Source organism: Pseudomonas fluorescens (assembly GCF_000802965.1).
Lineage (GTDB): Bacteria > Pseudomonadota > Gammaproteobacteria > Pseudomonadales > Pseudomonadaceae > Aquipseudomonas > Aquipseudomonas fluorescens_A.
In genome coordinates this window covers 1-22682 of the sequence record NZ_JSAK01000043.1, presented here as the reverse complement: position 1 = coordinate 22682, position 22682 = coordinate 1, and the positions used below count along the sequence as shown (strand labels likewise).

General features: G+C 58.8%; 25 protein-coding genes. 20 read left to right on the top strand and 5 right to left on the bottom strand.

Annotated features, from left to right (window positions below):
• Positions 1–16 precede the first annotated feature (16 nt).
• The gene (locus tag NL64_RS27940; protein WP_034151292.1) at positions 17–808 is read left to right on the top strand and encodes a hypothetical protein; all 792 of its coding nucleotides are present in this window, start codon (positions 17–19) and stop codon (positions 806–808) included.
• Positions 809–924: 116 nt separating this feature from the next.
• Here NL64_RS27940 and prmB read toward each other — a convergent pair whose 3' ends face one another.
• On the bottom strand, positions 925–1833 hold the full coding sequence (prmB, locus tag NL64_RS27935) for a 50S ribosomal protein L3 N(5)-glutamine methyltransferase (protein ID WP_034151291.1): 909 nt from the start codon (positions 1831–1833) through the stop codon (positions 925–927).
• A gap of 238 nt (positions 1834–2071) precedes the next feature.
• Here prmB and NL64_RS27930 point away from each other — a divergent pair, with 238 nt between their 5' ends.
• The 5 genes from NL64_RS27930 to NL64_RS27910 all read left to right on the top strand — a co-directional run bounded on the left by NL64_RS27930 (position 2072) and on the right by NL64_RS27910 (position 4848).
• Complete coding sequence (locus NL64_RS27930; RefSeq protein ID WP_034151290.1) at positions 2072–2662, top strand: cysteine hydrolase family protein; 591 nt, start codon at positions 2072–2074, stop codon at positions 2660–2662.
• Between the two features lie 131 nt (positions 2663–2793).
• Positions 2794–3114, top strand: coding sequence for a hypothetical protein (locus NL64_RS27925; protein WP_034151289.1), 321 nt, complete (start codon positions 2794–2796; stop codon positions 3112–3114).
• A 76-nt stretch (positions 3115–3190) separates the two neighbouring features.
• On the top strand, positions 3191–3748 hold the full coding sequence (locus NL64_RS27920; RefSeq protein WP_017339764.1) for a Smr/MutS family protein: 558 nt from the start codon (positions 3191–3193) through the stop codon (positions 3746–3748).
• 78 nt (positions 3749–3826) lie between these two features.
• Entirely contained in the window at positions 3827–4372 is a 546-nt protein-coding gene (gene folE / locus NL64_RS27915; protein WP_003204506.1) for a GTP cyclohydrolase I FolE, read from the top strand.
• A gap of 104 nt (positions 4373–4476) precedes the next feature.
• On the top strand, positions 4477–4848 hold the full coding sequence (locus tag NL64_RS27910; RefSeq protein WP_034151288.1) for a glutathione S-transferase N-terminal domain-containing protein: 372 nt from the start codon (positions 4477–4479) through the stop codon (positions 4846–4848).
• A 112-nt stretch (positions 4849–4960) separates the two neighbouring features.
• Here NL64_RS27910 and NL64_RS27905 read toward each other — a convergent pair whose 3' ends face one another.
• A complete protein-coding gene (locus NL64_RS27905) occupies positions 4961–6127 on the bottom strand; it encodes a PLP-dependent aminotransferase family protein (protein ID WP_034151287.1) in 1167 nt (388 codons plus the stop codon).
• 81 nt (positions 6128–6208) lie between these two features.
• On the opposite strand from NL64_RS27905, the gene NL64_RS27900 reads away from it, so the two are divergent.
• The 3 genes from NL64_RS27900 to NL64_RS27890 all read left to right on the top strand — a co-directional run bounded on the left by NL64_RS27900 (position 6209) and on the right by NL64_RS27890 (position 9019).
• Positions 6209–6643, top strand: coding sequence for a MarR family winged helix-turn-helix transcriptional regulator (locus NL64_RS27900; protein ID WP_034151286.1), 435 nt, complete (start codon positions 6209–6211; stop codon positions 6641–6643).
• A gap of 327 nt (positions 6644–6970) precedes the next feature.
• Positions 6971–8320: an NCS2 family permease gene (locus NL64_RS27895; RefSeq protein ID WP_034151285.1), complete on the top strand. Its 1350-nt coding sequence runs from the start codon at positions 6971–6973 to the stop codon at positions 8318–8320.
• A gap of 72 nt (positions 8321–8392) precedes the next feature.
• On the top strand, positions 8393–9019 hold the full coding sequence (locus NL64_RS27890) for a LysE family translocator (RefSeq protein ID WP_034151284.1): 627 nt from the start codon (positions 8393–8395) through the stop codon (positions 9017–9019).
• Between the two features lie 217 nt (positions 9020–9236).
• On the opposite strand, the gene uraH is transcribed toward NL64_RS27890, so the two are convergent.
• On the bottom strand, positions 9237–9590 hold the full coding sequence (gene uraH, locus NL64_RS27885; RefSeq protein WP_034151283.1) for a hydroxyisourate hydrolase: 354 nt from the start codon (positions 9588–9590) through the stop codon (positions 9237–9239).
• A 419-nt stretch (positions 9591–10009) separates the two neighbouring features.
• On the opposite strand from uraH, the gene puuE reads away from it, so the two are divergent.
• The 8 genes from puuE (at position 10010) to NL64_RS27845 (ending at position 18181) form a co-directional block, all read left to right on the top strand.
• Positions 10010–10936 (top strand): allantoinase PuuE, encoded by a 927-nt coding sequence (puuE, locus tag NL64_RS27880; RefSeq protein ID WP_034151282.1) that lies wholly within the window; start codon positions 10010–10012, stop codon positions 10934–10936.
• A complete protein-coding gene (uraD, locus tag NL64_RS27875) occupies positions 10933–11448 on the top strand; it encodes a 2-oxo-4-hydroxy-4-carboxy-5-ureidoimidazoline decarboxylase (RefSeq protein WP_034151281.1) in 516 nt (171 codons plus the stop codon). Before puuE ends, uraD begins: the two co-directional genes overlap by 4 nt.
• An 86-nt stretch (positions 11449–11534) precedes the next feature.
• Positions 11535–12530 (top strand): allantoicase, encoded by a 996-nt coding sequence (gene alc / locus NL64_RS27870; RefSeq protein WP_034151280.1) that lies wholly within the window; start codon positions 11535–11537, stop codon positions 12528–12530.
• Between the two features lie 123 nt (positions 12531–12653).
• A complete protein-coding gene (locus tag NL64_RS27865) occupies positions 12654–13157 on the top strand; it encodes an ureidoglycolate lyase (protein ID WP_007960046.1) in 504 nt (167 codons plus the stop codon).
• A gap of 51 nt (positions 13158–13208) precedes the next feature.
• Positions 13209–14513 carry a urate hydroxylase PuuD gene (locus NL64_RS27860; protein WP_034151279.1) on the top strand — a complete coding sequence of 435 codons (1305 nt, stop codon included), beginning with the start codon at positions 13209–13211 and terminating at the stop codon, positions 14511–14513.
• 208 nt (positions 14514–14721) lie between these two features.
• A complete protein-coding gene (locus tag NL64_RS27855; protein ID WP_034151278.1) occupies positions 14722–16080 on the top strand; it encodes a nucleobase:cation symporter-2 family protein in 1359 nt (452 codons plus the stop codon).
• Between the two features lie 153 nt (positions 16081–16233).
• Positions 16234–17019: an outer membrane protein OmpK gene (locus tag NL64_RS27850; RefSeq protein ID WP_034151277.1), complete on the top strand. Its 786-nt coding sequence runs from the start codon at positions 16234–16236 to the stop codon at positions 17017–17019.
• Between the two features lie 376 nt (positions 17020–17395).
• A complete protein-coding gene (locus tag NL64_RS27845; RefSeq protein WP_034151276.1) occupies positions 17396–18181 on the top strand; it encodes an outer membrane protein OmpK in 786 nt (261 codons plus the stop codon).
• Positions 18182–18270: 89 nt separating this feature from the next.
• On the opposite strand, the gene NL64_RS27840 is transcribed toward NL64_RS27845, so the two are convergent.
• Both NL64_RS27840 and NL64_RS27835 read right to left on the bottom strand, forming a co-directional pair.
• Positions 18271–19425 (bottom strand): patatin-like phospholipase family protein, encoded by a 1155-nt coding sequence (locus NL64_RS27840; RefSeq protein WP_034151275.1) that lies wholly within the window; start codon positions 19423–19425, stop codon positions 18271–18273.
• Between the two features lie 131 nt (positions 19426–19556).
• Positions 19557–20489, bottom strand: coding sequence for a lipid A biosynthesis lauroyl acyltransferase (locus tag NL64_RS27835; protein WP_034151274.1), 933 nt, complete (start codon positions 20487–20489; stop codon positions 19557–19559).
• A gap of 118 nt (positions 20490–20607) precedes the next feature.
• On the opposite strand from NL64_RS27835, the gene minC reads away from it, so the two are divergent.
• From minC to minE, 3 genes are all read left to right on the top strand, one after another.
• On the top strand, positions 20608–21345 hold the full coding sequence (gene minC / locus NL64_RS27830) for a septum site-determining protein MinC (protein WP_034151388.1): 738 nt from the start codon (positions 20608–20610) through the stop codon (positions 21343–21345).
• Positions 21346–21545: 200 nt separating this feature from the next.
• The gene (gene minD, locus NL64_RS27825) at positions 21546–22358 is read left to right on the top strand and encodes a septum site-determining protein MinD (RefSeq protein WP_008056976.1); all 813 of its coding nucleotides are present in this window, start codon (positions 21546–21548) and stop codon (positions 22356–22358) included.
• 3 nt (positions 22359–22361) lie between these two features.
• Entirely contained in the window at positions 22362–22616 is a 255-nt protein-coding gene (minE, locus tag NL64_RS27820) for a cell division topological specificity factor MinE (protein ID WP_007974947.1), read from the top strand.
• Positions 22617–22682 lie beyond the last annotated feature (66 nt).

Genomic DNA, 22682 nt, shown 5'->3' with positions numbered 1-22682 from the left:
ACAGGATCTCGCCGTTATGACTGATACCCAGACTTCATCCGACACCACCGCTGAAAAAGACGCACCGCCAGCGGTCGAGCTGCCCTGGGCGGACGTCCACGTCGAGCACCACAAGATGCTCCGTCTGGCGCCGTTGCAGACTGACCGCAGCACCGGTGGGCGTCCCCTGCGTTTTGTCGAATTCGGTTACGCCGAACGCAACGACAAGCAGCGCAGCCTGATGCGCATGAGCATCACCCTGCCCGGCCAGCGCGTACGCAAGGAACAGAATCATCTGGACGTGTGGGTCGATCACGCCGAAAAACGCGTGCATTTCGGGCCAGACAGCGGCCTGCAGATTGAACCGCTGAACCGTGGTATCGGCCGTTTCATGGCTGCGCAAGGCATTACCTGGGCGAAAAAACGCTGGCCCGGTTACACCGTCGACGGCACAGACCTGAACAACAAGGATGCGTTGAACGAAGACACGCGCCTGCGTCGTGATCATTTTTTGCGAGTGCACGGTTTCGATGTGGTTTACGCCGACGCCCAGCATCTGAAGGGCAGCGTCAAAGCCGTGCAGGTCAGCGAGCTGGTGGGCGACTGGAACACGGAAAAACTGCAGATCGTGGAGATTCTTGAGGCGGCGGCGATGCTTCAGCAAGCCGAACAGAATCTGCTGGAGCAAGAAGTCAAACTGAAGAAACACGAAGAGAAGGTCAGCAAGTACAAACGCGAAGACGCCGGGTTGCGTTTCACCATTACCTGCCTGGTGGCGTTTGCGGTGTTTCAGGCGGGGTTGTTGATCTGGATTGCGACACACCGGTAATCGGCGGCGCTGCCATCGCTGGCAAGCCAGCTCCCACAAGTTTTGTGTTTGCCTCATGTATTGGCACGACACATAACCTGTGGGAGCTGGCTTGCCAGCGATAGGGTTTCAACGAATCAAACGCGGGAAGCAAACAACGCCTGATGATCGCGGCACTGTTCGGCGGTCAACATGAACACGCCATGCCCGCCGCGCTCGAACTCCAGCCAGGCGAAGTCGACTTCGGGGTACAACGCCTCGACGTGAACCTGGCTGTTGCCCACTTCGACAATCAGCAAGCCCTTCTCGGTCAGATGATCCGCCGCTTCGGCGAGCATGCGCCGCACCAGGTTCAAGCCGTCATCGCCGCACGCCAGGCCCAGTTCCGGTTCGTGCTGGTATTCGTCCGGCATGTCGGCGAAATCTTCGGCATCGACATAAGGCGGGTTCGACACGATCAAGTCGAAACGCTGCCCCGGCAAGCCATCGAAACCATCGCCCTGGACGGTGTAGACCCGCTCATCGACGCCGTGACGCTCAATGTTCTGGTTGGCCACTTCCAGCGCTTCGAACGACAGGTCGGCCAGCACCACCTCGGCGTTCTGGAACTCGTAGGCGCAGGCAATGCCGATGCAACCGGAACCGGTGCAAAGGTCAAGAATCCTTGCAGGCTCGGTGCCCAGCCATGGGGTGAAACGGTTTTCGATCAACTCGCCAATCGGCGAACGCGGGATCAACACGCGCTCGTCGACGATGAACGACATGCCACAGAACCAGGCTTCACCCAGCAGGTAAGCGGTCGGCACGCGCTCTTCGATGCGGCGTTTGAGCAATAGCTGCAAGTGGACCAGTTCGTCTTCTTCCAGATTGCAGTCGAGGTAGCTGTCGGCGATTTCCCATGGCAGGTGCAGCGCACCCAACACCAGTTGACGGGCTTCGTCCCAGGCGTTGTCGGTGCCATGGCCGAAAAAAAGATCCTCCCCATGGAAGCGGCTGACGGCCCAACGGATATGGTCACGCAGGGTACGAAGGCGGGAAGTGATCACGACGGCAAACTCCAGAAAAATCGACGGGCGATTCTAACAGCCAAACGTCGCGACGACGACGCGGGAAAACGCCGGAGCAAATGTAGGACTATTCTCTTTTTTCAGCTCGGCATTGAACAAAACGGGCCACTTGACAACGCTGTACGCCAATAACGACGGTGCCTACGATGGTAGCGATTCACAGAACCGCTCAGCCAGAGGACAATGGCGCAAAAGCCCCACTCCAAGGAGCCCCAGAATGTCCGTTCCACAAACGATGTTTCAACTCAGCGGCCGCGGTTACGCAGCAGCCAAACTGAGCCACGCGACCCTCATCATCATCGATGCCCAGAAAGAATATCTCAGTGGTCCCCTGGCCCTGAGCGGCATGGATGCTGCCGTCGCGAACATCAAACAATTGGTCACTGCCGCCCGCGCCGCCGGCCGGCCGATTGTGCATGTCAGCCATCTCGGCACCGTTGGCGGGCTGTTTGACCCACGTGGCGAACGCGGGCAATTCATCCCCGGGCTGGAGCCGCTTGAGGGCGAAATCAAGATTGAAAAAATCCTGCCAAGCGCTTTCCATGGCACGGATCTGAAAAAACGCCTGGAAGACCTGGGCTCTGTGGACCTGGTGGTGTGCGGTTTCATGAGTCATTCCAGTGTCAGCACCACCGTGCGAGCGGCGAAAAACCTGGGTTTTCGTTGCACCCTCGTTGAAGACGCCTGCGCCACCCGCGATCTGCCGTACAAAGGCGGTGTGCTGAGCGCCGAGCATGTGCAGCAGACCGAAATGGCGATCATGGCCGACAACTTTGCCGCCCTCGCCCTGACCAACGATCTGGTTTGATCAACACCTCATGAGCGGTCGAAACCACCGCTCATCCGCAAAAACCGTTCAACAGCCGTAATTGTCTTAGCCTCAGGAACATCCCGGTCAACTCCCGGTCGAAGGGCCGATACCCATAGAGGAAGGTCGGAATGAAGTTATCCGATGGTTTTGACGCTCGCCGCTTGCGGCCCAAAGGCCAAAGCAATTGGCGTTTTCGAATCGGCGCAACCATTGCGGCGCTGCTGGCGATGTCCGGTGTGTTGCTCGCCATGGCCGGTGCCGCCGCCCTGTTCGGCCATGTGCCTGCCCTGGGCGAGTTGAATACCAACCGGGGCGGTGCAGCGGTGATTCTGGCGATTGGCCTGTTCGTGCTGTACATCGGCGTGTGGCTGTGGCGTCGCTGCCGCCGTCGTTCGCGGCAGTCGCGGGAGTTGAACATGTCCCCGCATCTGATGAAAAAACACGACTGATCCGGACGCCGCGCATTTTGTCGCGCGCCCATTCGCGTCGAGTTGGGTAAACTGGCCGCCCTTCGCGGAGGCTGACATGCAAGACGACGATTTTTCCCTGTTCAAAAGCGCGATCCAAGGCGTCAAGCCGATCAAGCACGATCGCGCCGAAACCGGCAAACCCAAGGCTGACCGCGCACAGATCGCCAAGCTGCGTCAAGCCGCCACCGTTCGCACCGATGCCACCACCGTTGATGGGCTGTCCGATCAGTTCGTGATCGACGTCGGCCCGGAAGACGAGCTGATGTGGGCACGCGACGGTGTGCAGGAAAGCCAGATGCGCAAGCTCAAGATCGGGCAGATTCCGTTCGAGGGCAGCCTCGACCTGCATGGCATGAGCGTGGAAAAGGCCCGGGAAACCCTCTGGGCTTTCCTCGCTGAAGCGACCAAGTTCGAAATCCGCTGCGTACGTGTCACCCACGGTAAAGCCGTGCGTCTTGATGGCAAGCGACCGATGATCAAAAGCCACGTCAACACCTGGCTGCGTCAGCATTCGCAGGTCCTTGGCTTCACCTCCTGCCAGGCCAGACACGGCGGCGCCGGCGCTGTTTATGTGATGCTCAAACGAACCATGATGGAAGGTCGCGACGAGTAAAGCTGATGCGTCACGCTTGCAGCGTCGTGTTTGCCACCGTACCCTTGCCCTTTGCGTAAAAATCCCACAGGTAGTTTCATGTCCCTGGAACAGAATTACACCGCGATTCTCGGCCAATTGGGCGAGGACGTCTCCCGCGAGGGCCTGCTCGACACGCCAAAACGTGCCGCCAAAGCCATGCAGTACCTCTGCCGCGGCTATGAACAGACACTGGAAGAAGTCACCAACGGTGCCTTGTTCAGTTCCGACAACAGCGAAATGGTGCTGGTCAAGGACATCGAGTTGTACTCGTTGTGCGAACACCACCTGCTGCCGTTCATCGGCAAGGCCCACGTCGCCTACATCCCGAGCGGCAAGGTTCTGGGCTTGTCGAAAGTCGCGCGGATCGTCGATATGTACGCCCGCCGCCTGCAGATCCAGGAAAACCTCAGCCGCCAGATCGCCGACGCGGTCCAGCAAGTCACCGGCGCCCTGGGCGTTGCGGTGGTGATCGAGGCCAAGCACATGTGCATGATGATGCGCGGTGTGGAAAAGCAGAATTCGTCGATGATCACCTCGGTGATGCTCGGTGAGTTCCGTGAAAACGCCGCCACCCGCAGCGAATTCCTCAGCCTCATCAAGTAATTCGCCACACGAAGAAAACCGGCATTCATCGCCGGTTTTTTTTCGTCCGCGAAAAATCAGGTAAGCTGCGCGCCTTTCTTTATTCGCACCGTGAGGCTTGTACCGTGTTCGTAAAAGCGCTTCGTGTCGGCCTTGGCCAACTGATCATCTTCATCGACTTCCTCACTCGCCCAGGCAAGCAAAAGCGCCCCGCCGCTGCCCAGGCCCAGGTCGAAGCCGCTGCCAAGGACCTGACCCTGTATCAATTTCACGCCTGCCCATTCTGCGTGAAAACCCGTCGCACCCTGCGCCGCTTGAATGTACCGGTGGCGTTGCGTGATGCGAAGAACAACGAGCAGGATCGCCAGACGCTGCTGGAGCAAGGCGGCAAGATCAAAGTGCCGTGCCTGCGCATCGAAGAGAATGGCCAGACCACCTGGATGTATGAATCCAAGGTAATTATTGATTATCTGGATAAGCGCTTCGCGGCAGCCTGAGGTTTTGGTGGTGTGATTAATGGCCTCATCGCTGGCAAGCCAGCGATGTGGCCGATACAAACGCTACCAATCTCAGACATAAATAAACCGGCCCTTGAGCCGGTTTTTTTATCTATGCCGCTCGCGCAGCCTGCGCCTGCCGCACCACCGCCGCCAACCGTTTCAATCCTTCATCCAGTCGCGCCGGGTCGATGTGGCTGAAATTCAATCTCAGGTGTCCGGGATTGTTATCCGGATCCGGGAAGAACGGTTCCCCAGGCATGAACGCCACATCACTGGCCAGCGCCGTGTTGAGCAGCGTTCGAGTATCCATCGGCTGCTTCAGCGTCAGCCAGAAAAACAACCCGCCCTGCGGCACATTCCAATCCGCCAGATCGGAGAAATGCGTTTCCAGCGCCGACTGAAACGCGTCGCGACGCACCCGGTAGAAGTCACGCAATTCGCTCAGATGCTGCTGGTATTTCTCAGTGCCGATCCATTGCAGCGCCTGCCACTGGCCGACCCGATTGGTGTGCAGATCCGCGGATTGCTTGAGTTTCAATAGGTGCGGGAACAGGTCCGGACTGGCGATCAGATAACCAACGCGCAAACCCGGCAACAGGGTTTTCGACACAGTGCCTGTGTAAATCCAGCTGGATTTTTTCAAGCGACTGACGATTGGCGTCGCACTGCCACCGTCGAAGGTCAATTCGCGGTATGGCTCATCCTCAATCAGCGTCACGCCAAATTCATCCAGCAACGCTGCCACCGCGTCGCGCTTGGCTTCGCTGTACCGCATGGCCGATGGATTCTGGAACGTCGGAATCAGGTAGATGAAGGCCGGACGATGTTTTTCCAAGCGACTGCGCAGTTGTGCCAAGTCTGGCCCATCGGACTCCAGCGGCACGGTGATGCAGTCGGCACCGAACAACTGGAAGATCTGCAGCGCCGCCAGGTAAGTCGGTGCTTCGAGCAGAATCTCGGTGCCCTTGTCGATGTACAGCTTGGCGGCCAGATCGAGGGTTTGCTGGGAACCGCTGACCACCAACACCTGACTCGCCTCGCAAGGCACTCCCAACGCCCGGGCTTCAGCGGCCAGCGCTTCGCGTAGAGCCGGCTCACCTTCGCTCATGCCGTATTGGCCCATGGACACCGGCATGTCGGTCCATTCGACCTTGGGAAGCATGACTTCGGCCGGCAAGCCCCCGGCGAACGACATCACCTGAGGACGCTGGGCCGCGGCGAGGATTTCACGGATCAAAGAACTTTTAAGGCGCGAGACACGTTCGGAAAAAGCCATGGGGTCACCGGTAGCGAGGCCAGAGGAAAATGAGTCAAACTTGTTGACCGAAATTACGACAGCCCGAGCGGATACGTCAATATGCTTGACCTTAAAAACCCGATTTCCCAGCAACAGGCCATGGAAGCGTTTTTCTTCGGTTACCAGGCTTTCACCGCCAAAGCCGATGAAATGCTTGAGCGTCGCGGTTTGAGCCGGGTGCACCAACGCATCGTGTTTTTCATCGCCCGTTATCCGAACCTGAGCGTGAAGGAGTTGTTGGCATTGCTCGATGTGAGCAAGCAAGCGCTGAACATCCCGCTGCGTCAGTTGATGGAAATGCATTTGGTGAACAGCGTTGCGTCCGAGACTGACAAGCGTAAACGGCTGCTGGAACTGACTGAGGACGGTGCGCGTTTCGAACAGTCGTTGCGCCGTGAACAGGTGAAATTGCTGGAGCGGGTGTTCGCCGAGGCTGGGGAGGCGGCGGTGAATGGGTGGCTGGCGGTGAATCTGGCGTTGGGGGAAAGCCGGTAAAAGTCTGCGTGCCCTTTAGTCAGTTATCGCGGGCAAGCCGCGCTCCCACAGGATCTTTGTCGTGCACAAGATAGGCGAGCGGCACAAAACCTGTGGGAGCGGGCTTGCCCGCGATGGCGTCCTGCGTGGCGATATATTCCTATCGCCAGAAAAACCGTAAACAAAATCAAAAACATTATTTGCTTTCTTTGTATACAAAAGCATAATCCACTTCGTGCGAGTTCCTGACCAAGCAGTCAACAAATTCGCAAGTGCCTCAAAGGGCCGCTGCCACCCTCTCAGGTCCGGCCCTGGAAATAACAATAAAACTCTTGAGGAGTACTCGCTGTGGAAAGCCGCAAATCCGAAGCATCGACGCTGGATCTCTCGCCGCCTTTACGCAATGGCTGGCTGGAGCGCATCTTTAAACTCAGCTTGCATGGCACCACGGTGAAGACCGAGCTGATTGCCGGTCTGACAACCTTCATCACGATGGCTTACATCATTTTCGTTAACCCGAACATCATGGCCGACGCCGGGATCGATCACGGTGCCGCGTTCGTCGCCACTTGCATCGCCGCCGCACTGGGTTGCCTGTTGATGGGCTTGTACGCCAACTGGCCGGTGGGCCTGGCACCGGGCATGGGCCTGAACGCTTTCTTCACCTACACCGTGGTCGGCACCATGGGCTACAACTGGGAAACCGCGCTGGGCGCGGTGTTCGTGTCCGGTGTGTTGTTCATGATCCTGACCTTCTCGCGCATCCGCGAATGGCTACTCAACAGCATCCCCGTCAGCTTGCGTTTCGCGATGGGTGCCGGCGTGGGCCTGTTCCTGGGGCTGATCGGTTTGAAAACTGCCGGCATCGTCGTTGATAGCCCGGCGACCCTGATCAAACTCGGCTCCCTGCGCGAACCTGGCCCGCTGCTAGCCGCCGTGTGCTTCCTGATGATCGCCATCCTCAGCTACCACCGTGTATTCGGCGCGATCCTCATCAGCATCATCACCGTGACCCTCGCTGGATGGGGCCTGGGCCTTGTGCATTACGAAGGGATCATGTCGGCACCGCCAAGCCTGGCCCCGACCTGGATGGCCATGAACGTTGCCGGCGTGTTCAACGTCAGCATGATCAGCGTGGTCCTGGCGTTCCTTTTCGTGCACATGTTCGACACCGCTGGCACCTTGATGGGCGTGGCCCAGCGCGCCAACCTGGTGAACGCTGATGGCAAGATCGAAAATCTCTCCCGCGCCATGAAAGCCGACAGTGCTTCCAGCGTATTTGGTGCAGTGGTCGGCGTGCCACCGGTCACCAGCTATGTGGAAAGTGCCGCGGGCGTAGCCGCTGGTGGTCGGACTGGTCTTACCGCCGTGACCGTAGGTGTGCTATTTATTGCAGCCATGTTCTTCGCACCGCTGGCCGGGATGATTCCTGCCTATGCCACTGCGGGTGCGCTGATTTACGTAGCGATGTTGATGATGGGCGGCATGGCGCACATTGAGTGGGACGAAGCGACCGACAGCATTCCGGCGATCGTCACCGCCATCATGATGCCTCTGACCTTCTCGGTCGCCGACGGTATTGCGCTGGGCTTCATCACGTATGTGGCGCTGAAGGCCGGTACCGGCAAGTACAAGGAAATCTCCGTGAGCCTGTGGGTGCTCTGCGCGATCTTCATCGCCAAGTTCATCTTCTTGTAAGCCTTACGCGGTACGCGCTTGAAACCAGCCTCACCCCGTCGGGTGGGGCTTTTGTGCAAATGGAGGAAAGTGATGAGTCTGGAAACCTGGCTGCTGTTCAGCGGCGCTGCGCTGGTGGTAATCCTGATCCCGGGGCCACTGTCTTTGCTGATGATCAGCAACAGTCTGAATTACGGTTTGGTCCGTTCCTATCCGGCGTTTCTCGGCGGTGTGATTGCCTCGATTTGTTTACTGAGTGCTTCGGCGCTGGGTCTGGGCGCCCTGCTGCTGGCATCGGAACAATTGTTCAGCGCATTGAAAATTGTTGGCGCGTTGTACCTGTTCTATCTCGCCTGGCAAAGCTGGCAGCAATCGCGCCAGCCTTCCCACGGCGCCGAAGTGCCTCAAGCTGCGCCGGTGCCACGTTTTCGCGCACTGTTCGGGCGCGCATTCATGCTTGGCGCCAGCAACCCGAAAGACATCCTGTTTTTTGCGGCGTTTCTGCCGCAGTTCTTGAGCGCCGAGCAGCCGTTCCTGCCGCAGTTGCTGGTGATGATCGTGACCTGGACCGTGCTGGACCTGCTGTGCAAATTGGCCTATGGGTTAGGCGCACATGGTGCGGCGCGGTATTTGCGCAGTGGCAAGGGGCAGAGTTGGTTTAACCGGATCAGTGCCGGGTTGTTCAGTGGGGCGGGTGCCGCTTCCTTGCTGAGCCGCTAAGAGCAAAAGCATCGCTGGCAAGCCAGCGCCCACAGTGTCCGGGTCGTACACAGAACATGTGAACACCCCTGAACCTGTGGGAGCTGGCTTGCCAGCGATGGCGTCAACACAGGCACCACTTATCTACAGACGAAAAAAAGCCCGCAGTGTGAGCGGGCGAAAAACCAAAGAAGCTATATGCGCAGTCGCTTCCAGGGTGAGGCAGCTGCTTGGGGGATCAGCTGCCGCGATACGTGGAATAGCTGTACGGCGAAATCAGCAAGGGAACGTGGTAGTGATCCTGTTCCGCAGAGATGCCAAAGCGCAGCACCACCACATCCAGGAACGCCGGCTCCGGCAGCTGAACACCTCGGGCGCGGTAGTAGTCGCCCGCATGAAACTGAACCTGATAAACCCCGGTGCGATAGTCATCGCCTTGCAGCAGCGGTGCATCGACCCGGCCATCGCTGTTGGTTATCGCGCTGGCGACCAATTCCAGCTGCGTACCTTCAACGCGGTACAACTCGACCTTGATCGAGCTGCCCGGGCAACCGTGTGCAGCGTCCAAAACGTGTGTAGTCAAACGTCCCATTGATTCTGCGCGCCTGCCTGCGAGGAGCAGTCAGACTTCGCGCCTCCCGAAGTCAGGTAAAAAGGAGACCGCACCGATTCGGAGCACGAAAAGCTGCGGCGAGCGATTGATTAAGACACTTTTCAAAAAAATTGTACACAATAAAAACGACATTTTTCCCGCCATCCCCGCCATCCGGGGTTTTCTCGGCGATTTTCAGCCGAAGCCCGTCCAGACTGAACCCCGCAACCAGTAGCTGACTAGTCAGGCAGATTTCTTGCAAGGTTGTGCAGAGAGTAGGTGAAGATGACCGTTGATGAAAAATGCAAAAAATCAGGCTTACAAAGTGAATATAAAGTTGTATACAATCAGCCCATCGCTGTGACGCCAGCCAAGGCAAATCACACAAACTGTCATCACGAATAAGAAGGAAGACTGCAGTGAGCGCTGACTACCCTCGCGACCTGATCGGTTACGGCAGTAACCCTCCGCACCCACACTGGCCGGGCAATGCCCGCATCGCCTTGTCCTTCGTACTCAATTACGAGGAAGGCGGCGAGCGCAACATCCTGCACGGCGATAAAGAATCCGAAGCCTTCCTCTCCGAAATGGTCTCGGCGCAGCCGCTTCAAGGCGCGCGCAACATGAGCATGGAATCTCTCTACGAGTATGGCAGCCGTACCGGCGTCTGGCGGATTTTGAAACTGTTCAAGGAATTCGACATTCCGCTGACCATCTTCGCCGTGGCCATGGCCGCCCAGCGTCACCCGGACGTGATCCGCGCCATGGTCGATGCCGGCCACGAGATCTGCAGCCACGGCTATCGCTGGATCGACTACCAGTACATGGACGAAGCCCAGGAACGCGAGCACATGCTCGAAGCGATCCGCATCCTCACCGAAATCACCGGTGAACGTCCGCTGGGCTGGTACACCGGTCGCACCGGTCCGAACACCCGTCGCCTGGTGATGGAAGAAGGCGGTTTCCTCTACGACAGCGACACTTACGACGACGACCTGCCCTACTGGGAACCGAACAACCCGACCGGCAAGCCGCACTTGGTGATCCCGTACACCCTGGACACCAACGACATGCGCTTCACCCAGGTCCAGGGTTTCAACAAGGGCGACGATTTCTTCGAATACCTCAAAGATGCATTCGACGTGCTTTACGCTGAAGGCGCCGAAGCCCCGAAAATGCTGTCGATCGGCCTGCACTGCCGCCTGATCGGCCGTCCGGCGCGTCTCGCCTCGCTCAAGCGCTTTATCGAATACGCTAAAAGCCATGAACAGGTGTGGTTCAGCCGTCGCGTCGACATCGCGCGCCACTGGCAGGAAACCCACCCGTACCAAGGGGCTGCCAAATGAGCACCTTTCAAACATTGAAACCATCGACCCTGAGCCGCGACGCCTTCGTCAAAGCCTTCGCCGACATCTACGAACATTCGCCATGGGTGGCCGAGAAGGCCTTCGACCTGGGTCAGGACGCTTCGATCGACGAGATCGAAACCCTGCACCAGCGCATGAGCGACATCCTGTTGAGCGCCGATCATGAAAGCCAACTGGCCCTGATCAACGCTCACCCGGACCTGGCCGGCAAAGCTGCCGTCCAGGGCCAACTGACCGAAGCCAGCACCAATGAACAGGCTGGCGCCGGTATTCACCAATGCACGGCCGAAGAGTTCCAGCGCTTCACCGAGCTGAACGACGCCTACAAAGCCAAGTTCAAGTTTCCCTTCATCATGGCGGTAAAAGGCAGCAACCGGCATCAGATCCTCGCAGCGTTCGAAACGCGTATTCACAACTCGGCAGACACCGAATTCAAATGCGCGCTGGCAGAGATCAACAAGATCGCCCTGTTCCGTTTACTGACCCTATAGCGAGCCTTGCCCGAGTGTTCACAACGCGATAGCACCCAGGGCACTGCAAGCATCCCAAGCCACTTATTTAAAGGCAGACAAGAAGAATGAAAGCTTACGCCGTACCTTTCGAGAAGTTCGTCAACCTGGCCGACGCCCGCCTGGGCACCAAAATCATCTCGGTCACCGATGACTGGTTTGCAGACGCCAACCGTCTGTTCCAACCGACCCCGGCCGTGTGGAAGGAGGGCGTGTTCGATGACAACGGCAAGTGGATGGACGGCTGGGAGTCGCGCCGCAAGCGCTTCGAAGGCTACGACAGCGCTGTGATCCGCCTGGGCGTACCGGGTTCGATCAAGGGCGTCGACATCGACACTTCATTCTTCACCGGCAACTTCCCGCCGTCGGCCTCCCTGGAAGCCTGCTTCCTGGCCGAAGGCGAGCCGAACGAAAACACCCAGTGGACTGAAGTGCTGTCCGCCGTCGAGCTGCAAGGCAACAGCCACCACTACCACGAAATCAACAACGACCAGGCGTTCAGCCACCTGCGTTTCAACATCTACCCGGACGGTGGTGTTGCCCGTCTGCGCGTGTACGGCATTCCGCACCGCGACTGGTCGGCTGTTGGCGACAACGAGCAAGTCGACCTGGCCTCAGCCCTCAACGGTGGCCGCGCCCTCGCCTGCTCCGACGAACACTTCGGTCGCATGAGCAACATCCTCAACCCTGGCCGTGGCATCAACATGGGCGACGGCTGGGAAACCGCACGTCGTCGTACGCCGGGCAATGACTGGGTGATCGTCGCGCTGGGCCACCCGGGCGAGATCGAGAAAATCATCGTCGACACCCTGCACTTCAAGGGCAACTACCCGGACACGTGCTCGATCCAGGGCGCTTTCGTGAAGGGCGGCACCGACAGCCAGATCGAAACCCAATCGCTGTTCTGGCGCGAACTGTTGCCAAGCCAGAAACTGGAAATGCACGCCGAACACACCTTCGCCGAGCAGATCAAGGCCTTGGGCCCGATCACCCACATCCGCCTGAACGTGTTCCCGGACGGTGGTGTGAGCCGCCTGCGGGTTTTGGGCAAGGTCGCTAAATAAGGTTGAACCCCATCGCTGGCAAGCCAGCTCCCACAGGTTTTGTGAACGCCACAGTTCACTGTGGGAGCGGGCTTGCCCGCGATGGCGATAGTTCTAACAACACAGAATTCGGATAAGAACAGCATGCGCACACTGACGATTGAACCGCTGACCAAAGAAGCCTTCGCCCCTTTCGGTGACGTGATCGAAACCGACGGCAGCGATCACTTCATGATCAACAACGGTTCGACCATGCGCTTCCATAAACTGGCGACGGTGGAAACCGCTACGCCTGAAGACAACGCGATCATCAGCATTTTCCGCGCCGACGCGCAGGACATGCCGCTGACCGTGAGCATGCTGGAGCGTCATCCGCTGGGCAGCCAGGCTTTCATTCCGCTGCTCGGCAATCCCTTTCTGATCGTGGTCGCGCCACTTGGCGATGAACCTGTATCAGGCTTGGTCCGCGCCTTCGTCACCAACGGCAGGCAGGGCATTAATTACCATCGCGGCGTTTGGCACCATCCGGTGCTGACGATCGAAAAGCGGGATGACTTCCTGGTGGTTGATCGCAGTGGCACAGGCAATAACTGCGATGAGCATTTTTTCAAAGAGGATGAGCGTTTGATCCTCGCCCCCCACCAATAAGAGAAGGTCCGATCACTCGACAACAAGAGTGACGGGCGAGAGGTAAAGACTGTGGAAGCACATCTGTTGGAATGGCTGAACCTGAGCGTGCGCTGGGTTCACATGATTACTGGCGTGGCCTGGATCGGCGCATCGTTCTACTTCGTCTGGCTGGAAAACAACCTCAATCGGGTCAACCCGAAAAGCGGGCTGGCCGGTGATTTGTGGGCGATCCACGGCGGCGGTATCTACCACCTGGAAAAATACAAACTGGCTCCACCGACCATGCCGGACAACCTGCACTGGTTCAAATGGGAAGCCTACTTCACCTGGATGTCGGGTATCGCGCTGCTGTGCGTGGTGTTCTACTCCAACCCGACGCTCTACCTGCTGGCTCCGGGCAGCAGCCTGACTGGCCCTGAAGGCGTTTTGCTGGGTATCGGCTCGCTGTTCGTCGGCTGGTTCGTCTACTCCTTCCTCTGTGACTCGGCCTTGGGCAAACGCCCTGCCCTGCTCGGCTTCATCCTGTTCGTGCTGATCATCGGCGCCGCCTACGGCTTCAGCAAAGTGTTCAGCGGTCGCGGTGCTTACCTGCACGTCGGCGCGATCATCGGCACCATCATGGTCGGCAACGTGTTCCGCATCATCATGCCGGCGCAACGTGCACTGGTGGCGGCGATTGCCGAGAACCGCACGCCGGATCCGGCGCTGCCGGCCAAAGGCCTGCTGCGTTCGCGTCACAACAACTACTTCACCTTGCCAGTGCTGTTCATCATGATCAGCAACCACTTCCCGAGCACCTACGGCAGCCAGTACAACTGGCTGATCCTGGCCGGGATCGCGGTGCTGGCGGTGTTGGTGCGTCACTACTTCAACACCCGTCACGACAGCCACAAATTTGCCTGGACCCTGCCAGTGGCAGCGGTGGGCATGATTTGCCTGGCGTATGTGTCCGGTCCGAAGCCGATGTCCAGCGCCCCGGAAGTGGCCAAGGCACCAGCGGCGATCGAGTACCAACCGCTGCCGGAAACGGCACAGGGTGGTGGTTTGAAACCGGCTGAAGCCAAACCGGCAGAAGCTCCCGCTGCTGCACCAGCGCAGGCGTCCAACGCCGGCCCTGGTTTCGACAAGGTCCACAGCGTGATTCAGGAACGTTGCGCAGTGTGCCATTCGGCCAAACCGACCAGCCCACTGTTCAGCGCAGCGCCGGCCGGTGTGATGCTCGACACCCCCGAGCAAATCCGCCAGAACGCCGCGCGGATCCAGGCTCAAGCCGTCGCCAGCCAGATCATGCCACTGGGCAACATCACCCAGATGACCCAGCAGGAACGTGATCTGATCGGCGCCTGGATTGTTCAAGGTGCACCGACCAACTAAGCAACACAAAAGCCCATGGGCTTTTGTGGCGAGGGAGCTTGCTCCCGCTGGACTGCGCAGCAGGCCCTTGCTCTTCAAGTAAAGAGCAGGGCCGCTTCGCGCCCCAGCGGGAGCAAGCTCCCTCGCCACAGATCCACCTGTTTCGAATACAGCTGCCAGCAGCAATGCAGCTGTAAATCACAAGAATAAAAAAGATCCGAGGTGTTGCATGTCCGAGCTCTCCCCAGCACGCATCCCCGACGCACCCGCCATTCAGCGTTTGCCCCTTTTGCAACTGATCCTGGTCGGTTTGCAACATGTTCTGCTGATGTACGGTGGTGCCATCGCGGTGCCGCTGATCATCGGACAGGCCGCTGGCCTGAGTCGTGAAGAAATCGCCTTCCTGATCAACGCCGACCTGCTGGTCGCCGGCATCGCCACCATCGTCCAATCCCTCGGTATCGGCCCCATGGGCATCCGCATGCCGGTGATGATGGGCGCCAGTTTCGCCGCCGTCGGCAGCATGGTCGCCATGGCCGGCATGCCGGGTATCGGTCTGCAAGGGATCTTCGGCGCAACGATAGCCGCCGGGTTCTTCGGCATGCTCATCGCGCCGTTCATGTCCAAAGTCGTGCGCTTCTTCCCGCCTCTGGTGACCGGCACGGTCATCACCTCGATCGGTTTGTCGTTGTTCCCCGTAGCCGTGAACTGGGCTGGCGGAGGAGCAGATGCCACTCAATTCGGCTCACCGATTTACCTGACCATCGCCGCGCTGGTGCTGGGCACCATCTTGCTGGTGCATCGCTTCATGCGCGGTTTCTGGGTCAACATTTCCGTGCTGATCGGCATGTGCCTGGGCTATGTGCTGTGCGGCGTGCTGGGCATGGTCGACCTCAGCGGCATGGCCCAGGCGCCATGGCTGCAATTCGTCACGCCGCTGCATTTCGGCATGCCGAAATTCGAACTCGCGCCGATTCTGTCGATGTGCCTGGTGGTGGTGATCATCTTCGTCGAGTCCACCGGGATGTTCCTGGCGCTGGGCAAAATTACCGGCCAGGAAGTCTGCCCACGGATGCTGCGTCGCGGCTTGCTGTGTGATGCCGGCGCTTCGTTCTTCGCCGGGTTCTTCAACACCTTCACCCACTCCTCCTTCGCGCAGAACATCGGCCTGGTACAGATGACCGGCGTTCGCTGCCGCTCGGTGACCATCGTTGCCGGCGGGTTGCTGATCGTCCTGAGCCTGCTGCCGAAAGCCGCGTTCCTGGTGGCTTCGATTCCGCCAGCGGTACTCGGCGGCGCAGCCATTGCGATGTTCGGCATGGTCGCCGCCACCGGGATCAAGATTCTGCAGGAAGCCGACATCGGTGACCGTCGCAACCAGTTGCTGGTGGCGGTGAGCATCGGCATGGGCCTGATCCCGGTGGTACGCCCGGAATTTTTCGCCCACCTGCCCTTGTGGATGAGCCCGATCACCCACAGCGGCATCGCCATGGCCACGCTCAGTGCGCTGACCTTGAACCTGCTGTTCAACATCCTCGGTGGCGCCGAACGCGCGGCCATCAACGACTGCCAAGCCCACTCGCACTAAGACAGAACGAAACCCTTGTAGGAGCCGGCTGGCGAAGGCGGTGTGCCAGACGACGTCCATGTTGGATGTTCTGGCCTCTTCGCCAGCAAGCCGGCTCCTACACGGGTGGGGTTGCCTGCGCCTTGAAAAAATAAAAAACAGAGGGAGCAACAGATGATTCGGAAACAAACCAGCATGCTGTTGGGCGGTGGACTTCTGGCGGCTACTCAAGCCATGGCCGGCGATTTACTGCTGTGGCAGACCAACAGCCTGAGCTATCTGTATGGCAAGGATTTCGCGGTCAACCCGTCGATCCAGCAGACGGTGACCTTCGAGCACGCCGACCGCTGGAAGTACGGTGACAACTTCATGTTCATCGACAGCACTTACTACAACGGCGAGAAAGACCGCAATAAAGGCGTTCACGCCTACTACGGCGAGTTCAGTCCGCGCCTCTCCCTGGGCAAGATCCTCGACCGCCGTTTCGAATTCGGCCCGATCAAAGACGTGTTGCTGGCCATGACCTACGAGAATGGCGAAGACGACACCGAGGCCTACCTCATCGGCCCCGGCTTCGACCTCGCGGTGCCGGGTTTCAACTATTTCACCTTGAACTTCTATAACCGCCAGACCGAAGGCTCGCGTCCCGGCGACGATGTCTGGCAGATCACGCCGGCCTGGTCCTACACCGTGCCACTGGGTAATTCGAGCCTGTTGATCGACGGCTACATCGACTGGGTCGTGGACAACGACCAGAATTCCCACGGCACCTATCACGCCAACCTCCACTTCAACCCGCAGATCAAGTACGACCTGGGCAAAGCCCTCGGCTGGCGCGAAAAACAGGTGTATGTCGGCGCCGAGTACAGCTACTGGAAAGACAAATACGGCATCGAAAACAACGGCAACCTCGACACCAATGAAAACACCACCAGCCTGCTGGTAAAGGTGCATTTCTAAGATGACCCGCAACCGTGCCCCAAACCTGTCGTCGGTGCGCTGTTGCGGGGCACTTGAGACCTGGCCGAGGAGTCAGTATTCTCCGCGGCCGCCTGAATCCACTTTAAAAAAAAGCCCGGATTTAATTCCTGACCAGAAAGCCAACTTATCCCGGCTCTGGACGGTACCAAGGCATCCCCAACCCACTCTCAATCGACTGTTTTTGAGCAGCCGAGCGGGAGTTTTTGTGTTTTTCGAATGCCTTGGCGCAGCTTTTGCTAACAGCATGAAAGCTGACCGATTGGATGGATTTTTTACAGATACAGAAAAAGGCGCCACACCAGAGCGTCGACCTTAAAAAAATAACGTGAAACCACTACTTTTTGGGAGCAACCGAATGAAACGTACGTGCACTAGCCTGATGCTGGCGGGATCAATGCTGGCGGGGGGTCAGGCCATGGCCGGCGACTTGCTGCAATGGCAGAACAACAGCCTGACCTACCTCTATGGCAAGGACTTCCAGGTCAACCCGCGCATTCAGCAAACGGTGACCTTCGAACACGCCGACGGCTGGAAATACGGCGACAACTTCTTCTTCATCGACAAGATCTACTACAACGGCAAGGAAGACGCCTCCGCGGGTGAGAACACCCACTACGGCGAGCTCAGCCCGCGCCTGTCGTTCAACAAGATCTTCGATCAGAAGCTGGAATTCGGCCCGATCAAGGACGTCTTGCTGGCCATGACGTACGAGTTCGGTGAAAACGATACCGAGTCCTACCTGATCGGTCCGGGCTTTGACCTGGCCATCCCGGGCTTCGACTACTTCCAGCTGAACTTCTACAACCGCCACACCGAAGGCGACCGTCCGGGCGACAACATCTGGCAGGTCACGCCGGTCTGGTCCTACACCATTCCGGTGGGCGACTCGGACGTGCTGATCGACGGTTTCATGGACTGGGTGGTCGACAACGACGTCAACGACAAAGGCGAATACCACGCCAACCTGCACTTCAACCCACAGGTCAAATACGACCTCGGCAAGGCGTTGAATCTGGGTGCCAAACAGCTGTACGTCGGTGTCGAGTATGACTACTGGAAAAACAAATACGGTATCGAAGACAGCCAGGGCTTCAAGACCGATCAGAGCGTGACCAGCTTCCTGGTCAAGGTTCACTTCTGATTTAAAGACAAAAGATCGCAGGCTTCGCCAGCTCCTACATTGGAATGCGTTCCCTCTGTAGGAGCTGCCGAAGGCTGCGATCTTTTGATTTATGGCAACCCCAAAAACCGACTCAACTCTTCCTTCTTGGCCAACGCATCCCGCCGCCCCAAATCAATCAGTTCGCTGCAATACCCCGCCTCAAACAGCAAGTAACTCAACACCCCCGCCCCGCTGGTCTTGGTCGCCCCCGGCCCACGCAAAAACAGACGCAGCGCTGCCGGCAACTCCTGGCGATGACGCGCGGCAATCTCGTCGATTGGCTGACTCGGCGAAATCACCAAAACCTCCACAGGCGCCACGCCCAGCGCGCGGGTCGGTGTACCGTCGGGCATAAGCTGACTGAACTGATTCAACCGCTGCAGCAACTCGATATCGCTTTCCAGACTGTCAATGAACGTACTGTTGAGCATGTGCCCGCCAATCTGCGCCAGGGTCGGTTGTTGCCCGGTGTAAGCGCGTTGCAGCGGCTGCTCGGGATCAACGCCGCGAGGGTTGCCGCTGACGCCTACCACCAGCACTCGACTGGCGCCCAAGTGCAACGCTGGGCTGATCGGTGCCGATTGGCGCACCGCGCCGTCGCCGAAATACTCTTCGCCGATTTTCACCGGCGCGAACAGTAATGGAATCGCCGAACTGGCGAGCAAATGGTCGACAGACAATTGTGTGGGAATGCCGATCCGCCGATGACGCAGCCAGGCGTCGATGGTGCCGCCACCCTGATAAAAGGTGACGGCCTGACCGGACTCATAGCCGAAGGCCGTCACGGCTACTGCGTGCAACTGCCTATGCGCGATGGCCTCGGCGATACCGTTCATCTGTAATTTGTCGACGAGCAGATCGCGCAGGGGCGAGCTGTTGAGCAGCGCCACCGGGACCTGCGCGCCAAGGCCCAGCAAACTGTGACTGACAAACCGAGTGGCCTGGCTGATCACGCCCGGCCAGTCGCTGCGCAACACCAGATGACTGCGAAAGCCTTGCCAGAATGCGGTCAACCGCTCGATCGCCGCGCGAAAATCCATCGCCCCGCTGGCCAGGCTGACCGCATTGATCGCCCCGGCGGAAGTGCCGACAATCACCGGAAAAGGGTTGTCCGCGCCCAACGGCAGCAACTCGGCAATCGCCGCCAGCACACCGACTTGATAAGCCGCCCGAGCCCCGCCGCCGGAAAGAATCAACCCTGTAACCGGTTCGCCTGGACTCATGCGCAACGCTCCATGGTGCTTGGTGGGATATCAACTGTAGAAGCGAGCCGGCTCCGGAACGGCGGGAGTCTGACACCCCACGGCGCTCTCAGTTTTTTCGCGAGCAGGCTCGCTCCTACAGGGATAGTGGATCAACCGCGTTTTGCGTACAGCTTGGGCTCGCCGGGTGGACGGCTCTTGAAGCGGCGATGCGCCCAGAGGTATTGCTCCGGGCAGTCGCGCAGGACGCCCTCGATCCACTGGTTGATGCGCAGGCAGTCGGCTTCTTCGGTTTCCCCGGGGAAACCTTCGAGCGGCGCATGGATCACCAGGCGATAACCACTGCCGTCAGCCAGTCGCTCCTGGGTGAACGGCACCACCAACGCCTTGCCCAGCCGTGCAAACTTGCTGGTGGCGGTGACGGTCGCGGCCTGAATGCCGAACAGCGGCACGAAGATACTTTGCTTGGCGCCGTAGTCCTGATCCGGTGCGTACCAGATCGCCCGGCCTGCGCGCAGCAATTTGAGCATGCCGCGTACGTCTTCACGCTCCACCGCCAGCGAGTCGAGGTTATGGCGCTCGCGCCCCTGGCGCTGGACGTAATCGAACAACGGATTTTTGTGTTCGCGGTACATGCCATCGATGGTGTGCTGCTGTCCCAGCAACGCCGCGCCGATTTCCAGCGTGGTGAAATGCACGGCCATCAGGATCACGCCTTTGCCTTCGCGCTGGGCCTGCTGCAAATACTCCAGCCCTTCGATATGGGCCAGCTTCGCCAGACGCTCGCGGGACCACCACCAACTCATTGCCATTTCGAAGAAGGCAATGCCGGTGGAGGCAAAGTTTTCCTTGAGCAGGCGCTTGCGCTCGGCAGCGGACTTTTCCGGGAAACACAGTTCCAGATTGCGCTTGGCAATGCGCCGTCGGTCGCCCGCCGCCCGATACATCAAGGCGCCCAGAACACGACCGATCCACAGCAATGCCGGGTATGGCAACTGCACAATCAGCCACAACAGCCCCAGGCCACACCACAGCGGCCAGAAACGTGGAGAGAGAAATGCTGTTCGAAAACGCGGGCGATCCATTAACAGTTCCGTAAAGACAATGGCCGCGCATTCTACATCGTTCGACCCGGCTTGCGGCCCGAGGGCGTTCTCGTTATAAGTCTCGGCACTTTTAGTGACAAGTCGTTGTATGCCGACCATGAGCCAAACCGAACCGCTAGACCAAGATCCCGTGTTCCAGTTGAAGGGCAGTATGCTCGCCATTACGGTGCTGGAACTGGCCCGTAACGACCTCGAGGGTCTCGATCGGCAACTGGCCGCCAAGGTCGCCCAGGCGCCTGGCTTTTTCAGCAATGCGCCGCTGGTACTGGCCCTGGATAAACTTCCAGCCAATGAAGGTGCCGTCGATTTGCCGGGCCTGATGCGTGTGTGCCGCCAGCATGGCCTGCGCACCCTGGCGATCCGTGCCAGCCGCATCGAAGACATTGCTGCTGCCATCGCGGTCGACCTGCCGGTGCTGCCACCGTCCGGCGCCCGTGAACGCCCGCTGGACCTGAACGAAGGGGTCGTGGCGAAAAAACCGGAAAAACCACCGGAGCCAACGATCAAACCGACGAAAATCATCACGTCGCCAGTACGGGGTGGCCAGCAGATTTATGCCCAAGGCAGCGATCTGGTGGTGATCTCCTCGGTCAGCCCGGGGGCGGAACTTCTCGCCGATGGCAACATCCATGTATACGGCCCGATGCGTGGTCGTGTGTTGGCCGGGGTCAAAGGCGACACGAAAGCCAGGATTTTCTGTCAGCAAATGAGCGCTGAACTGGTCTCCATCGCCGGGCATTACAAGGTTTCCGAAGATCTGCGCCGCGATCCTTTGTGGGGTTCGGGCGTGCAGGTCAGCCTGTCGGGCGATGTGTTGAACATCATTCGGCTTTAACGGATACTGCCGCATTTTCCAAGCATCTCTAAAACGTAGCGAAAACGGCTCAAACGAAGTAGGAAAAAGGCTACAAACAGTGTTTACCGGGGGTAAACGCCGTCTGCGGCCAAATTCCAGCCAAGGCTGTCCAACTGCAGTAGTTTTCAAGAGATGTTTTTCAGGGGCTAAAAGTCCTTTTTCCTTAGGGGTGAAACACCTTGGCCAAGATTCTCGTGGTTACATCCGGCAAGGGTGGTGTGGGTAAGACCACCACCAGCGCCGCTATCGGTACCGGCCTCGCTCTGCGCGGCCACAAAACAGTTATCGTCGACTTCGACGTCGGTTTGCGTAACCTCGACCTGATCATGGGTTGCGAGCGCCGCGTGGTGTATGACTTCGTCAACGTGGTGAACGGCGAAGCCAACCTGCAACAGGCCCTGATCAAAGACAAACGCCTGGAAAACCTTTACGTACTGGCCGCCAGCCAGACCCGCGACAAAGACGCGCTGACCGTCGAAGGCGTGGAAAAAGTCCTCATGCAACTCAAGGAAGACTTTGAGTTCGTGGTCTGCGACTCCCCGGCCGGCATCGAGAAAGGCGCCCACCTGGCCATGTACTTCGCTGACGAAGCGATCGTCGTGACCAACCCGGAAGTCTCCTCGGTACGTGACTCGGACCGCATGCTCGGCCTGCTGGCCAGCAAGTCCCGTCGCGCCGAACGCGGCGAAGACCCGATCAAGGAACACCTGCTGATTACCCGTTACCACCCTGAACGTGTGAGCAAAGGCGAAATGCTCGGCGTGGAAGACGTCAAGGAAATCCTCTCGGTGGCCCTGCTCGGCGTGATCCCTGAATCCCAGGCGGTGCTCAAGGCATCCAACCAGGGCGTTCCGGTGATTCTCGACGACCAGAGCGATGCCGGCCAGGCCTACAGCGATACCGTAGACCGCCTGTTGGGCAAAACCGTGGAACATCGTTTCCTCGATGTACAGAAGAAGGGATTCTTCGAGCGCCTGTTTGGAGGCAACTAAGCAATGAACCTTTTTGACTTCTTTCGTGCCAACAAAAAGCAAAGCACCGCGTCGGTAGCGAAAGAGCGTCTACAGATCATCGTGGCGCACGAACGCGGCCAACGCAGCACCCCGGACTACCTGCCAGCCTTGCAGAAGGAACTGGTCGAGGTGATTCGCAAGTACGTCAATATCGGGTCCGATGACGTGCATGTCGCACTGGAAAGCCAGGGCAGCTGCTCGATTCTGGAACTCAATATCACCCTGCCAGATCGCTAGTCGATCAGGCTGGAGCCACGGCGGCTCGATCACTTGAGCGCCCTATTTGTGTAGGAGCCGGCTTGC